The following is a 14,633-nucleotide window of genomic DNA, read 5'->3' on the forward strand; positions in this document are numbered from 1 at the left end:
CGATTCTATTCGTTTCTCTCTTTCACTTCTTTCACAACATTTTCAACGTCCCTTACTGCTTCAGCGATCACATCGTTCACAACAACGTAATCAAACTGACCTTTCAACGATTTTTCATACTCCACTCGTTTTAAACGAAGCAAGATATCTTTTTCATCGTCTCCGCGTTTTAAGAGTCTCTCCTTTAACGCATCTTCATCGGATGGTTGAACAAAAACTAACGTTACCGCATCACCAAACACTTCTTTAAAGTGAATGGCTCCATTCACATCAATATCCTTGATAATCGTTTTCCCTGCTTTTAGTTCCTGTCTGTATGTATCCTTTGGTGTTCCGTAAAAATTACCATGTACTTCTTCATATTCGATAAATTCTTCTTCCTTGACCTTCTGCAAAAATTCTTCCTCAGTTACAAATGTATAAGGATTCCCTTGTGATTCGCCTTTTCTTACCTTTCTGGTTGTGACTGACGGAAGATAGACAAGATCAAAATGCTTTTTATCCATCGCATTTATAATCGTATTTTTCCCAGAAGCCGAGTACCCAGATAAAATAATGATATTTCCACTCATTTTAAAGAACCTCCCGTTTAAACTCGTATATAGATAGTATTTAGCTTATCAGAAAACTTTTAGTCGTCAACTAAAAAACAGGAAAATTATGATGTAAACCATAATCCTCCCGTTACGATTTCATTACTTCTTCGCTGTACTGACTTTCAGCTTCTTTCCTTTAATTGTGCTTGTTTCCATGGCTTCTAAAACCAATGAACCTTTTCCGTTGAGAATATCCACATAGGAAAACGTGTCCTGGATGGTTATGATTCCGATGTCATCCGCAGAAACACCCGGTATTTTTGCAATCGTACCTACAAAGTCTACTGCTCGAATTTTCTTCTTTTTACCTCCACCAAAGTGGATCTTTGTAATATCATGATTAATCCGTTCTGTTTTATTATTTCGTACAACACGGCGGCCACTAATCTTTTCATCAAAAGCAGCTTGTCCTCTTGCTACGTCCTGATATCTAGGGGCTTCCATTTCTGGAATCTCAAAGCCAATGTATTTTTCAATAGCTTTCACATATTTCGCTTCACGACTTGTTGCAAACGTGATAGCTTTCCCCTTATTCCCGGCACGGCCTGTTCTTCCAGTTCGGTGGACATATCCTTCTTTTTCCATCGGAACGTCATAATTAATAATCAACGTCACATTATCAATGTCGATTCCTCTTGCCGCAACATCTGTTGCAATGAGATAACGGAAGTTCCCTGTTTTAAAACCTTCCATAACTGCGAATCGGTCTTCTTGTTCTAATCCTCCATGGAGTTTTTCGCAAGAATAATTAGCTTCATCCAATTCGGTAAATAACGTATCGACGTGTTCTTTCGTCCGACAAAAGATCATACAGCTGTCCGGGTTCTCAACGACAGTAAGGTCTTTGAGTGTGGCAATCTTGCCTTCTTCCCTCACCTCGAGTAAACGATGCTCAATGGTATCAGTTGTGATTCCGGTTGAGGCCACCTCAATTTGATGAGGATTCTCCATATATTTAAAACAAAGCGCTTCGACATCTCTCGGTAATGTTGCTGAAAAAACCATCGTAACCCTATTTTCCGGTAGTGCTTGCAGGATCGTCTCAACCTTCTCAATAAAACCCATATTGAGCATTTCATCTGCTTCATCAATCACGAGATACTTTACTTGGTCTAACTCCAATGTCCCACGCTCGATATGATCCATCACTCGTCCTGGTGTCCCAACAACGACGTGAGTCTTTTGCTGTAATTCTTCTTTTTGTTTCGCAAACGGTTCTTTTCCATAAACCGCCATCGCTTTAATACGTTTGAATCTGCCAATATTCGTAATGTCGTCACGAACTTGGACAGCAAGCTCCCGTGTAGGTGTAAGAATTAACGCTTGTGGCTTTTTCTCTTCCCATGCGATCATTTCGGTAATCGGAATACCAAAGGCTGCTGTTTTCCCGGTTCCCGTCTGAGACTTCACGACAAGATCTTGATTCTCCATCGCTCGCGGGATGACTTCCTTTTGAACCTCGGTTGGGGTTTTATATTTTAACACGTTCAGTGCCCTTGTTATTTCTTCGCTTAAATTATAATTCGTAAAACTCATGTATTAACCTCATTTATAGTATATTATCCGACTTCTATATAGGATTCTCTCAAAGAAATATCATATTCAAAAAATCCGACTAAATTCATTATATCTTAAAATCCAAACATATCGACCCTTATAAGTAAATAATAGCTATTTCCCCTATAAAGGTCACAGACTCAAAATTTTTAGTGTAAAAAAACAGATCATAACCAAATAGGTCCATGATCTGTCTTGTCTAATATTACGTATTATCGAATGTAGGATACGTGAACTTCTTCGCCTATCAATATGATATCAGCCATATTAATAAATAATCCAGTTTCCACAACACCACACATACTTTTTAATTGCTTGTGCAGATACTCTGGATTAGTTATAGAATTGAACTCACAGTCAAATATATAATTCCCATTATCGGAAATGAAGATATCACTTTCACTTATTTTTCTTAATCGAGGAATCCCATGAATGCACCTAATTTTCTTTGCAGTGCTTTCCCAACCAAAAGGAATCACTTCAACAGGTACTGGGCGCTTACCTAAGGTTTCGACTTTCTTCGCTTTATCTACTACAATAATGACTTTAGAAGAAGCTTCGGCGACCATTTTTTCTCTAACAAGTGATCCCCCTCCTCCCTTTAATAAATCTAATTGAGAGGTGAACTCATCAGCACCATCAATTGTTACATCTAGCAATTCGACATCCGAGAAATTAGTCAAAGGGATACCAAACTCTTTTGCCCACCGTTGCGTTCGTAAAGAGGTCGGAATTCCTTTGACATTCATCCCTTGCTGAACAAGATTGCCAATTTTTTTTATCGTCCAGTAAACGGTGGATCCTGACCCCAGTCCTAAAGTCATCCCATCCTCAATATACTCAACAGCTTTCTCTCCTGCTTTCTTTTTCATTTCCTCGACCGGGTCTAACAATACGTTCACCTCGGATTCTTATTTTAAGAGATCCTGACGAATTGGTGTAAAAATATCTATAATTACACAATCCTCTATTACCCTTACACGATGCTTCTCATTGGAAGGAATATACTGAGTCTCACTTGCACTTAAGATGTTTTTTTGTCCATTTACCTCAAATTCAACTTGTCCTTTTTCTATATAGCTTAGTTGCTCTTCTGGATGTTGATCCGTATCCCCTTCAAAGCCTTTTTTTATTTGAACTTTAACAACCATTAAAGATCCTTCTGAACTTAATACTTCCCTTTTTACCATAATAATTAATTCCTTTCGACCCTTGGTTTTTTATTTTGCAAATAGCATAACATCCGGAAATAGTACTACCAGAGTTAGTACTATTAGAACAATGAGTATATATGGAACAACAGCAGTAAAAGATTTTTCTATTGATAAATTTCCAATTTTTGCTGCCAATAACAGACACAATCCATATGGCGGTGTTACTAATCCTATTGCTAAAGAGATGATGGTAACCATGCCTAGAAGAACTGGATCAATACCAAATTGTAAAGCGATTGGTAAAATAACTGGAATAAATAAGATCATCGCTGGAATCGCATCCATAAATGTACCAATAAACAAGAAGAAAAGGATAACGATGATAATAAAAATCCATTTACTTGATATATTATTAGTGAAAAATTCGCTTGCTATTATAGACAGTTGGTAATAACTCATCAATTCTCCTAATGCACTTGCAGCAGCTAAAGCAAACAGTGACAATGAGCTTAATGTTAATGTGTCCACTAAAATTTTATATAAATTTCTGATCTTCAATGTTTTATAGATAAACATACAAATAAGTAGTGTATAGATTGAAGCGAAAGCTGCTGCTTCCGTTGCCGTAAAGATTCCTGAAATAATTCCACCAATTAAAATTACTGGAGTTAGAAGAGCCGGAATGGACTCAAAGAACAGTTTTAAGAATTTTTTCAAGGAAGCTCTTTGGTTTTTGGGATAGCCTCTTTTAATCGAAAGAATAAAAACAAACAACATCATTCCTAGACCAATTGCTACACCGGGTATAAGCCCTGCAAGGAATAATGCCCCGACAGAAACATTCGTTAAGCCTGCAAATATAATCATAGGAATGCTTGGTGGAATAATAACACCTATCGTTGAAGATGCCGCTGTAAGAGCAACTGCTGTTTTTGTATCATAGCCTTGTTTCTTCATATTTGGAATAAGCACTTTACCAACACCAGCAGTATCTGCCTGAGAAGCACCTGATACCCCAGCAAACATCATCGATACGAGGATATTCGCATGCGCTAATCCACCTCGAATATGTCCAACAATGGAAAGGGCAAAATCAATTAATTTCTGAGAAATCTCACCTGAATTCATTATATTTGCTGTTAGAATAAACAATGGAACAGCGAGGAGAACAAATGAATTTAACCCATTAAGCATACTTACCGGGACAGTAACTTCCGGTATATAAGGAATATTAAATATACCAATAAAGGATACAATCCCGATTACAAACGCAATAGGTACACCGATGAACATAAGAATTATAAAAGTTGCAATTAATATTCCACCAATCATTTGTTTGCCTCCTCTCTATTAAAGCCTTTCATATCGTAAATAATGTGTGAAGCTAAATAAATCATCATTGTTAACCCCATAACTGGAACAGATAACCATACGTAACCCATTTTCATAAATGGTAAGGATACCCAATTGTAATTCCAAAAGTTATCTGTAGCAGCAACCCCATAAAATAGAATCGCCAAGCTGAATAGAAAGAGGATACTATCATTGAAAATACTTAACGACGATCTCATTTTTCCTGTTAATTTTTTATAGAGTAAATCAAATTTAAAATGCTCTTTCCGATTAATCATCACTGCCGTCCCCATGAAGATCGACCAGATAAACGAATAGTTCGCCACTTCTCCTGTCCAAATTACAGAGACTCCCAAATATCTTGTGGCCACTTGAATAATCACTGCTAAGAAAAAGATACTGAGCATAATGACACCTATCGAAAGCTGAACTTTTTCAAGTAGTTTTACGATCTTTTTCATTTCACTTCCCTCTTCCCTTCTGCAAATAGACTCTATATTTTAGCTTACTTAATTGAGTAACAAAAGATGATTTAATATAATCTAATTTGCAATTTTGAAAAATATAGGAGGAACGGATAAATATTGAACTTTTATTCCCCCTATTTTATACTCTAATTCTTCAATTAGCCTTTTTATCGTTGCTCTCTTATCTGCTCTAAAAGATGCGCTACACCAATCTCTTCTGCTACTTTGTCTTGTAAAGGTACCGCTATATCAATAAATGGTGCTGTATCTATTTCATTCACCTCAGCGCCATCATCCAATAGTGTTTGTTTGAATTCCTCTTCTTGGTCATATAGGGCTTGTCTCTCAGCCTCAACAGAAGCTGCCGCTGCTTCTAGAACAATATTTTGTTGTTCTTCAGAGTAAGATTCAAACTTTTCATTATTAATTAGTAAAAATCTTGTAGTGAAATCATGTGCCGTTTCAGATGTGTACTTTCCATTGTCCGTTTGATGATGATTCTCCTGAACGAAATAAGGGTACGCATTTTCTGCACTGTCAACGACATTCTGTTGTAAAGCCTGGTATAACTCTCCCCAAGCAACATCTGTAGGTACTGCCCCAACTTGCTGCCAGAAATCTGCAACGACTCCTGATGTTTGAGTACGAATAGTCATCCCTTTTAAATCATCAATGGAGTGAATTGGTTCTTTTCCATAATAGTGACGTACACCTGCTGACCAATAACCCATTAATTTAAATTTGTTATCGGATTCCTCTAGGATAATATTTGCAATCTCATCGCCAACTTCTCCATCAACCGCTTCTTCCCAGTGGTCATAACTTTCAAATAAATAAGGAAGAGCAAACAAATCAATTTCTCTTATTCCTGTACTGCTCATAAATCCTGGAGAAACCAACACAACATCAGCTCCACCCAACTGCAAACTCTCAACGAGTTCCGACTCACTTGTCCCTAGTGTACCTGCGTGTACTTCAACCTCAATACTTCCGTTAGATTTACTCTCGGCAACTTCTTTAAATTCTAGTAATCCCTCTTGATATGGATTTTCAGGGGAAGTCTGATTATGCGCAGCAACGATCTTAATCGATTCCTCTTCATTCGCTGTAGTATTTTGATTACCTTCTTCTGAACTTGTTTCCTCCCCATTTTCTTCATTACCACAAGCTGCTAACATAAATACTGATATTAGTAGTACTAATGACCATAGTGTAAAATGTTTTTTCATGATTAATACGCCCCTCTTCATTCATTTTTTTAAATCACTCAAAGTACTATTTTAAATTTCATTTAACTTTTCTACATAGTGTGTCGTTTCCTTTGTTAAGGATTAGAACCAGCTTAGCTTAGCATCTTTTGTCGATTTACTAAGTTACTCTCTATACCGATATAGCCTCACCACCTTTAACTGCATATTCTGCAACATTATCAATGTTAATGTCCTTGTTACCATAAATAGATTTTGTGGCAATGCCCCTTTTAAACTCTTTAAATAATTTGGACCAAAAGTATTCTCAGGGAAAATTTTTACCATGTCTGCACCATTGTTTAAGCCGTTTCGGTTGTAAATTCTAAACTACGCCCTCTAATATAACGCTTTCATTTTGTAAATTTTTTCCGAATTCGCTATCCGTATAACTGCTTATAGAGTATAATTTTGCAGTTAATCAATAAATTTCTAAAAATCACTTACTTCTTTATTACTCCAAATTTGCATGACGATTAGTCATTTTTTCATTTATTGATTCTTTATCATCCGTTTGTGTAATAAAGATCACGATGGCATCAAGAAGAAGATGAACCGATTGATCGAATTGATTCCCCAGCGGTTGAATCGTTTCTGGTTCTTCAGGTCTTCTATGTTTAGTAGCAGCAGGAATGATGAGTACACCATCGCTTATTACAGCAATCTTAGACTCCCGATTCGTCGTCACTAAGAAAATTCTTGCCCCCGCTTTCTTAGCAGTCGTTCCTAGTTGTAAACTTGAGTTTGTAGATCCTGAACCAGAGATTATGATTAATAAATCATCTTTTTCAATACTCGGAGTGATTGTTTCACCTGTTACATATACATGGAATCCTCCATGCATGAGACGCATTGCAATTGCCTTCCCCATAAGTCCTGAGCGTCCTTCTCCACTTATAAAGATTCGCTTCGCGTTTAAAATTTCATCACCTAATAATTTTGATTCCTTTTCATCTACCTTAGCTAAAACTGTTGATATTTCTTTAGCAACCGTCTCCATAACTTTTTTCATTTTAATTGATCATTCCTTTCAATTTCAAACTCGCCTCTTTTGGATTGTCCGCACTAGTAATAGCACTTCCAACGATGACAATATTAGGGTTATGTTTTACTATATCCGGTAATGAATGCTCGTTTATTCCACCTGCAACAGCTACTTCAAAATTCGAAGCTTCGTTGACTAATTCAAATAAATTAGTCGACATCTCTTTTTCTTGTTGCATGTCTTTTCCAAAATGAAGACTAACTAGATCTACACCTAGGTTTTCAAGTTCTACTATTCGTTTTTTGTCAGTAATACCAAGTAAATCGATCATAATTCTTTTGTTATACTGTTGGGCGACGTTCAGCGTATCTTTTATCGTTTGATCTGCGGAAAATGCCATTACTGTCACAATGTCTGCTCCTGCTTCAAACGCTTGTTTTGCTTCATGTTTACCTGCATCACATGTTTTCATATCAGCTACAATCGTATGACTTGGGTAGGAAACTTTTATTTCACGAACAATTGCCATTCCATATTCTTTAATGACCCCGGTTCCAACTTCAATCCAATCTACACTCGCTTTTGTTTCTTCTAATAAATCAAAACATTCTTTTCTTTCTAACCGATCAAGAGCTAATTGAAGTTTCATTTTTTCACCTTACCTTTCAATAGAGTCCTTTTCACCTAACTGAACCAAAACATCTTCTAAATAAGGTAAACCCTCATTGTCTCCCGAAACGCTGACAACCATGGATCCAATTGTATTGGCAAATTCTAATGTCTTTCTTAGTGACCATTGATGCAGTACACCATATATAAATCCTGCATCAAATCCATCTCCTGCCCCAACAGTATCTACGACCTTTTTCGGTTTCACTGAAGGTGCTTCTATACATTCACCATCAAAGTAACCAATCGACCCTTTGTCACCTTGTTTAATGGCAATATATTGGATTCCTAATGCTTTACTTTTCTCAATAATTTCTTTAGGTTCACTAACGCCTAGTAATATTTCAGCCTCATCAACTCCAGTCAACAAAATATCAACATCCGGTAAAAATTCAGCAATCGCCTTTTTTGCATCAGCCTTGCTCCATAATTTCAACCGAATATTCGGGTCAAAAGAAATCAATAATCCTTGTTTTTTTGCGATTGCGATAGCTCTTTTTATAACACCAATATTTTTATCACTATCTATTGCCGGAAAAACACCTGTGATATGAAGTACTTTGGAATCTTTAAAATAAGTTTCCTCCAGAGCATCTTCAGTCAATGTAGTTGTCGGAGATTGATTTCGATAATAGAATGTTCTACCACTTCCGTCCTCCATAATCTCTTTGAAATTTAACGAAGTCGGATACCCAACTTCAAGTCCTACTTCAGAGACATCGATTCCTTCCCCTCGAACAAAATTCAAGATATATTTTCCGAATTCGTCATTTCCTAATCGACTTATCCACCCCGTATTTAAACCTAGACGTGCACATCCGATGGCAAAGTTTAATTCCGCTCCACCAACTTTTCTATCAAAAGACTGAACATATTTCATTGGTCCTTTCATACTAGGATTGAATGTAATCATTGCATCACCTATAGTAATCACATCTTTCATAGCTATTCCTCCTCTTTGCTTCTCCTTGTGCTAGTTCGTTAGCAAGATTCTCGCTTAATCAGTTGTGGCTCAAAGCTATATATATGATGATGAACATCTTCTTCTTTTTTTTGGATTTTATTTAGGAGCAACTCCGCAGCCTTTTCCCCCATTTCAAATGCTGGCTGAGCAACGGTAGTTAATCCCGGATTATAAAAACTGGCAAACGATACATCATCTATCCCAATCAACGCTAAATCTTTAGGAATGCTTATCTCTTTCTTTTTAGTAAACTTTAGTATCTCCATTAAGGCTAAATCATTACCTGCTAAGATTGCCTGCGGCGGATCTTTTAATGTGAGCATATTTGTCATTGCGTCTTCAAATTGATGCAACTCCAAGCTTTTAATGTAGTTTTCATTAATAGGTATATTTTGTTCTTGTAAAGCTTGTCTATACCCATCGACCCGTTTAATTCTGGTAGTTAAATTTTCAAGGATCGATGTCGTCATAATGCCAATCCTTTGATACCCACAATCTACAAAATAATCAACAGCTAGCTTGGAAGCCTTTTCATTATCCAATACAACGGATGGAACTTGAACTTCTGACATAAAACGGTCCATAAATACTAGTGGAAAGTCATTTTCTTTTAAGCTAAGAAAAAGTTCCACATTCCCTCCTGTTGGGAAAATAATGATACCATCTACTTGTTTCGCCTGAAGCATCTCAATGTATTTTTTTTCTTTTTCGGGATCATCATCCGCATTACAAACAATTGTATGAAAATCATAGTCATGGCAAATGTCTTCAATTGCTCTTATCACTTGAGTAGAAAAGGTATGCAAAATGTTTGCGACAATCACCCCAATGGTTGTCGTTGATTTTTGCTTTAAGCTTCGTGCCACAATGTTTGGTCGATATCCTAGCAGTTTAATCGCTTCTTCTATACGAGTCTTTGTCCCTTCACCCATATACTCATATCTTTTATTTAAGTACTGAGAAACAGTACTCTTAGAAACATTCGAGTGTTTTGCAACATCTGCAATTGTAATAGTCCTCATAAACATCTACTCCATTATCAGTTAAAAACTAAGGTAGTTTGGATATAATATATCTCTTTTAAACAACTATACTATTTGATAAATCGATTTAGTAAAACGATTTAGTTAGATTATAAAATAGATGAAAGCGTTTTACAACCCTTTTTTCATTTTTTATTAAGTGATTACGATCTGTTTCCGTGATTGTAATGGTTCTCTCCAATCTTTTTAACCTTAAAATTAAAAATAGACTATTGAATGATGAAAGGTAAATGTAACTTTTTATACATGTTTAACCCTATTTATTATAAATTTTACGAATACATAATTAAATAAGATATAATTAGGAAATAAAGTCAAATAGATTAGATTCACATAATTTACACTGGGATTATAAGTGACATAAATATAATTCTGATTGGTGGTGGAGAAACAGATGAACAAGAAGGTAGATCGTTCGATATTATTCGAACAAGTTTTTCAATTTTCATCCATGGGGATTGCTCTCATATCTAACGAAGGGTACTTCCTTTTAACTAATCCAATGTTAACCGAGATGCTAGGCTACAGTGAAAAGGAATTAAAAGAGAAAACATTCAAAGATTTAACCTATGTGGAGGATCTTCGTAATAGCATAGATAGGTTTCATCAACTCATTAACGGAAAAGTTAGTTACTACCAAGTAGAGAAGCGGTATGTTCATAAAAATGGTATGTTTGTTCATTGCTTACTTAATGTTTCTGCAGTTAGAGACGGTGCAGGTAACCCGTTATATTTTATCTCTCAATTCCAGGATATCTCAGACCAAAAATTATATGAGCAACAGTTAAAAGAAAGCCAAGAGCAATTAACCGAAATACTTGAGACGATGCCAAATGGCGTTCTAATGTTTGATTTACAAGGAAATATCTCTTATGCAAATAAGATGGCAGAGGAAATTTTGGAGATTAATAGGGCAGAAATTGTATCCAGAAAAATGGATACACCCGAATGGAAACTCCGTACAGTTGAAGGCGAGGCCATTCCGAGAGAAGAACTTCCTTTCTCGATAGTCATGAAAACGAAGGAGCCAGTGAAGGATTCGTCCATGCAATCGAATCAGGGTCGGGTACTCGAAAAGTATTATCGATAAATAATTCCCCTCTTTTTGACCATACGGGAACGATGACAGCTGTTTTATGCTCTCTTGTGAATATAACAGAAAAAAAACAAACAGAATATGAACTTATTGAAGCAAACAAACTTCTTAAAAAGCTGTCAGAACATGACGGATTAACTGGCGTCGCAAACCGCCGCTATTTCGATGAACAGTTAAAAAACTACTGGGCGGAATTCTCAAATCGCTACATTCCTGTATCGCTTATTATGCTCGACCTAGATTATTTCAAACTTTACAATGATGAATACGGCCACCAAGCTGGGGACGATTGCTTGAAGACAATTACAAAAATCATCGGAAAAGAATTAGTCGGGCTTGATGCCGTATTTGCTCGTTATGGTGGAGAGGAATTTTCAGTCATTTTACCTGGTTATTCACATGATATGGCTAGTGACCTGACGAAGAAAATTCATGGAAAGATGCAGCAGTTAAAAATTGTCCACGCAAAATCACCTGTCTGTAGCCATGTAACATTGAGTTTTGGCTTTTCCACGTTGAATCCGGATTCATCCAACAGTCCCAGTGATCTCATAAAACAGGCTGATTTAGCTATGTACTCTGCCAAACAAAATGGTAGGAACACGATAGCCTATCATGACATAATAACAGTAGAAGGTAAATTCAGTACACTGAACTGACTACGTGTGTCAATTCCTAAGAAGATGTCTCGAAAGGTCAAAAAAGACCTTTTAAGGCACTTTTTTTATGTCAAATATCACAAATCTGAAACTTCTCTAACAACATATAGTATTTTTTTAAAAAAAGAGTTTTAGACACATATTTAGGGTATAGGTCTTTATTATCGATTAATTATACCTAAATTGAATATGATTATACCTTGAGTTATATATTTTGTAACTGGTGGAGGAGAGCTGCATGATCACGAAGATAGATCGTTCGATATTATTTGAGCAAGTTTTTCAATTTTCCTCGATGGGAATTGCTCTCGTATCTACTAATGGGAAATTCCTTTTAACTAATCCAATGTTGTCCGAGATACTAGGTTATAGTGAGACCGAATTAAAGGGAAAATCTCTCAGGGACTTGACTTATCCAGAGGATCTTCAAGCTAGTTTGAGTGCTTTTCACCAACTTCTTAGCAATGAAATTAGTTATTACCAAGTGGAGAAACGGTATATTCACAGGGAAGGTCAGTTGGTGTGGTGCTTACTTAATGTTTCTGCAGTTAAAGATGACGAAGGTAATCCTATGTATGCCATTTCCCAGTTTCAGGATATTACGGAACGCAAGTTATACGAGCATCAGTTAAAGGAAAATGAGCAGAAATTAAAAGACATCCTTGAGACCTTCCCTAATGGTGTGCTTACCTTTGATCTGACAGGCTCTCTTCAGTATGTGAATAATATGGCAGAGGAAATATTAGAATTTAAACAGAAAGACATTCTTTCTAGGCAATATGATGCACATGAATGGGCAATTACAACGATTGAAGGAAATCCGATTGCACGTGAGGATCTTCCTGTATCCATTGTCATGAAGACTGAGCAGTATGTGAAGGATTATGTTCATACCGTTGTTTCTGGTTCAAACCAAAGAAAAGTTTTATCTGTTAATGGTACACCGCTTTATGATCATACTGGAAAGTTAACCGCTGCATTACTTTCCATCGTCGATATTACTGTGAAAAAGCAAACAGAGTCTGAGCTTATCCAGGCCAATAAACTTCTTAAAAGACTGTCGGAACGAGATGGGTTAACCGGTGTGTCAAATCGTCGTCACTTCGATAATGAACTTCAAAACTATTGGGAAAGCTCCTTAAACAACCATACTCCTCTATCTTTAATCATGCTCGACATAGATTATTTCAAGCTTTACAACGACGAATACGGTCACCAAGCAGGAGATGACTGCTTAAAATCGATTACAAAAGCAATTGATCAAAAATTAACGGATACGGAAACGGTCTTTGCTCGTTATGGTGGAGAGGAATTTGCTATTATATTGCCTGATTACTCTGCTGAGGCAGCCTTAAACCTGGCACAGAAGCTACATCAAAGCATCCAGAAATTAAGCATTCCTCATACTTCTTCTCCTTTATGTGATGAAGTAACGGTTAGTTTCGGAATATCCACCATTTTACCGAACCAGGAAAACAAATCCAGCGAGTTAATTGAGAATGCGGATAAAGCTTTATACGCAGCAAAAGAAGATGGTCGTAACAGTGTAAAGACTTATATGGAAGTTAATGATAACAATACATGTACTCCTTAACATCAAAGGTTACTAGTACCAATAGATTCCTCTCAAGCTAATTTTTTGATTTTATCTATTGTCTTTATTACACTGGGCAACACTAAGTAAGAGAATGCCCTACACGTAATTTGTTAAATGAAAGATTTAAAAACATTATTAGGTGGATCGATTTTTCTAAAACAATAATATTATATTTTTAAAAAAGGAGTATCAAACATATGAAAGCAATTGTTATCAATGAATATGGTGGTAAGGAACTGTTACATGAACAAGAGGTTTCAAAACCGGAAATTACCGAGGATCAAGTATTAGTGGAAGTCCACGCAACTTCTATAAATCCAATTGATTGGAAGTTAAGAGAAGGTTATTTGAAAGTTTCCCTTCCCTATCATTTTGGGATGGGATGTAGCAGGTAAGATTGTGGAAGTTGGAACGAACGTGAAAAATTTCGGGGTTGGTGACGAAGTTTTTGCTAGACCAGCTACTACTCACAACGGAACGTATGCAGAATATACGACTGTTGAGGAAAGCAGATTAGCGAAAAAACCAGAAAACCTTTCTTTTGAAGAAGCTGCTTCGATACCTCTTGCTGGGCTAACCGCATGGCAATGTCTCTTAGATGAAACAGGCGTAAAAGAGGGCTCAAAAGTGCTTATCCACGCTGGTGCCGGTGGTGTTGGGAGTTTAGCCATACAAATTGCTAAACATTTCGGTGCATATGTCGCTACAACTGCCAGTGAGAAAAATGAATCCTACGTAAAGGAACTTGGCGCAGATCAAGTCATTAATTATCACACACAAAAATTTGAAGAAGAAATAGAAAACTTTGATATTGTCGTTGATACGATGGGCGGAGAGATTCTTGACAGAAGCTTTACTGTGCTAAAACCCGGTGGGAAACTCGTTACAATAGCAGGTTCTCCGGATCAAAAACTTGCTGAAAAATACGAGGTTGAAGCGAAGTCCTATTGGCTTACAGAGAATGGCAAACAGTTAGCTCAACTTGGAGACCTTTTAGAAAAAGGAATCGTAAAACCGCAAGTTGGTCATGTTTTCGACTTTACTGTTGAACAACTTCAAGAAGCTCACGGACTCAGTGAAACACATCATGCTAAAGGAAAAATTGTAATTAAAATGAAGTAAGATTAGGTCGAATACGCTTCATTTATTATGATAAATTGCCAGGCACTTATTCTCTCTAACAAGTGCCTGGTTCTTTTCTTAAACTTTTTCTCCAATTTTTAGCTAACTATCACTGGACGTGGTT

Annotated in this window: 14 protein-coding genes and 1 pseudogene; 4 read left to right on the forward strand and 11 right to left on the reverse strand. The window is 36.6% G+C overall.

Annotated features, from left to right (window positions below):
- Nucleotides 1-5 precede the first annotated feature (5 nt).
- The 11 genes from gmk to ACHABW_RS07130 form a co-directional block, all read right to left on the reverse strand.
- On the reverse strand, nucleotides 6-572 hold the full coding sequence (gmk, locus tag ACHABW_RS07080) for a guanylate kinase (protein WP_435754668.1): 567 nt from the start codon (nucleotides 570-572) through the stop codon (nucleotides 6-8).
- 123 nt (nucleotides 573-695) lie between these two features.
- The gene (locus tag ACHABW_RS07085; RefSeq protein WP_435754669.1) at nucleotides 696-2,132 is read right to left on the reverse strand and encodes a DEAD/DEAH box helicase; all 1,437 of its coding nucleotides are present in this window, start codon (nucleotides 2,130-2,132) and stop codon (nucleotides 696-698) included.
- A gap of 233 nt (nucleotides 2,133-2,365) precedes the next feature.
- Nucleotides 2,366-3,055, reverse strand: coding sequence for a ribose-5-phosphate isomerase RpiA (rpiA, locus tag ACHABW_RS07090; protein ID WP_435754670.1), 690 nt, complete (start codon nucleotides 3,053-3,055; stop codon nucleotides 2,366-2,368).
- Nucleotides 3,056-3,064: 9 nt separating this feature from the next.
- Nucleotides 3,065-3,343 carry a cupin domain-containing protein gene (locus tag ACHABW_RS07095; protein ID WP_435754671.1) on the reverse strand — a complete coding sequence of 93 codons (279 nt, stop codon included), beginning with the start codon at nucleotides 3,341-3,343 and terminating at the stop codon, nucleotides 3,065-3,067.
- A gap of 30 nt (nucleotides 3,344-3,373) precedes the next feature.
- Nucleotides 3,374-4,639: a TRAP transporter large permease gene (locus tag ACHABW_RS07100; protein WP_435754672.1), complete on the reverse strand. Its 1,266-nt coding sequence runs from the start codon at nucleotides 4,637-4,639 to the stop codon at nucleotides 3,374-3,376.
- Nucleotides 4,636-5,121: a TRAP transporter small permease gene (locus tag ACHABW_RS07105; protein ID WP_110938169.1), complete on the reverse strand. Its 486-nt coding sequence runs from the start codon at nucleotides 5,119-5,121 to the stop codon at nucleotides 4,636-4,638. Before ACHABW_RS07105 ends, ACHABW_RS07100 begins: the two co-directional genes overlap by 4 nt.
- 173 nt (nucleotides 5,122-5,294) lie before the next feature.
- Complete coding sequence (locus tag ACHABW_RS07110; RefSeq protein WP_435754673.1) at nucleotides 5,295-6,356, reverse strand: TRAP transporter substrate-binding protein; 1,062 nt, start codon at nucleotides 6,354-6,356, stop codon at nucleotides 5,295-5,297.
- 472 nt (nucleotides 6,357-6,828) lie between these two features.
- On the reverse strand, nucleotides 6,829-7,386 hold the full coding sequence (hxlB, locus tag ACHABW_RS07115; RefSeq protein WP_435754674.1) for a 6-phospho-3-hexuloisomerase: 558 nt from the start codon (nucleotides 7,384-7,386) through the stop codon (nucleotides 6,829-6,831).
- A 1-nt stretch (nucleotide 7,387) separates the two neighbouring features.
- Nucleotides 7,388-8,008: a 3-hexulose-6-phosphate synthase gene (gene hxlA, locus ACHABW_RS07120; RefSeq protein WP_435754675.1), complete on the reverse strand. Its 621-nt coding sequence runs from the start codon at nucleotides 8,006-8,008 to the stop codon at nucleotides 7,388-7,390.
- 9 nt (nucleotides 8,009-8,017) lie between these two features.
- Nucleotides 8,018-8,971, reverse strand: coding sequence for a sugar kinase (locus ACHABW_RS07125; RefSeq protein WP_435754676.1), 954 nt, complete (start codon nucleotides 8,969-8,971; stop codon nucleotides 8,018-8,020).
- A 38-nt stretch (nucleotides 8,972-9,009) separates the two neighbouring features.
- Entirely contained in the window at nucleotides 9,010-10,014 is a 1,005-nt protein-coding gene (locus ACHABW_RS07130; RefSeq protein ID WP_435754677.1) for a LacI family DNA-binding transcriptional regulator, read from the reverse strand.
- Between the two features lie 415 nt (nucleotides 10,015-10,429).
- On the opposite strand from ACHABW_RS07130, the gene ACHABW_RS07135 reads away from it, so the two are divergent.
- From ACHABW_RS07135 to ACHABW_RS07150, 4 genes and pseudogenes are all read left to right on the forward strand, one after another.
- Entirely contained in the window at nucleotides 10,430-11,125 is a 696-nt protein-coding gene (locus ACHABW_RS07135) for a PAS domain S-box protein (protein ID WP_435754678.1), read from the forward strand.
- A 32-nt stretch (nucleotides 11,126-11,157) separates the two neighbouring features.
- Nucleotides 11,158-11,790, forward strand: coding sequence for a GGDEF domain-containing protein (locus ACHABW_RS07140; protein ID WP_435754679.1), 633 nt, complete (start codon nucleotides 11,158-11,160; stop codon nucleotides 11,788-11,790).
- A gap of 238 nt (nucleotides 11,791-12,028) precedes the next feature.
- Nucleotides 12,029-13,384: a sensor domain-containing diguanylate cyclase gene (locus tag ACHABW_RS07145; protein WP_435754680.1), complete on the forward strand. Its 1,356-nt coding sequence runs from the start codon at nucleotides 12,029-12,031 to the stop codon at nucleotides 13,382-13,384.
- A gap of 200 nt (nucleotides 13,385-13,584) precedes the next feature.
- Nucleotides 13,585-14,509, forward strand: a pseudogene (locus ACHABW_RS07150) (NADP-dependent oxidoreductase).
- The last annotated feature ends 124 nt before the right edge of the window (nucleotides 14,510-14,633 follow it).

The sequence above is a fragment of the Salipaludibacillus sp. CF4.18 genome (genome assembly GCF_051262595.1).
In the GTDB taxonomy this organism is placed as follows: Bacteria; Bacillota; Bacilli; order Bacillales; family Salisediminibacteriaceae; genus Salipaludibacillus; species Salipaludibacillus neizhouensis.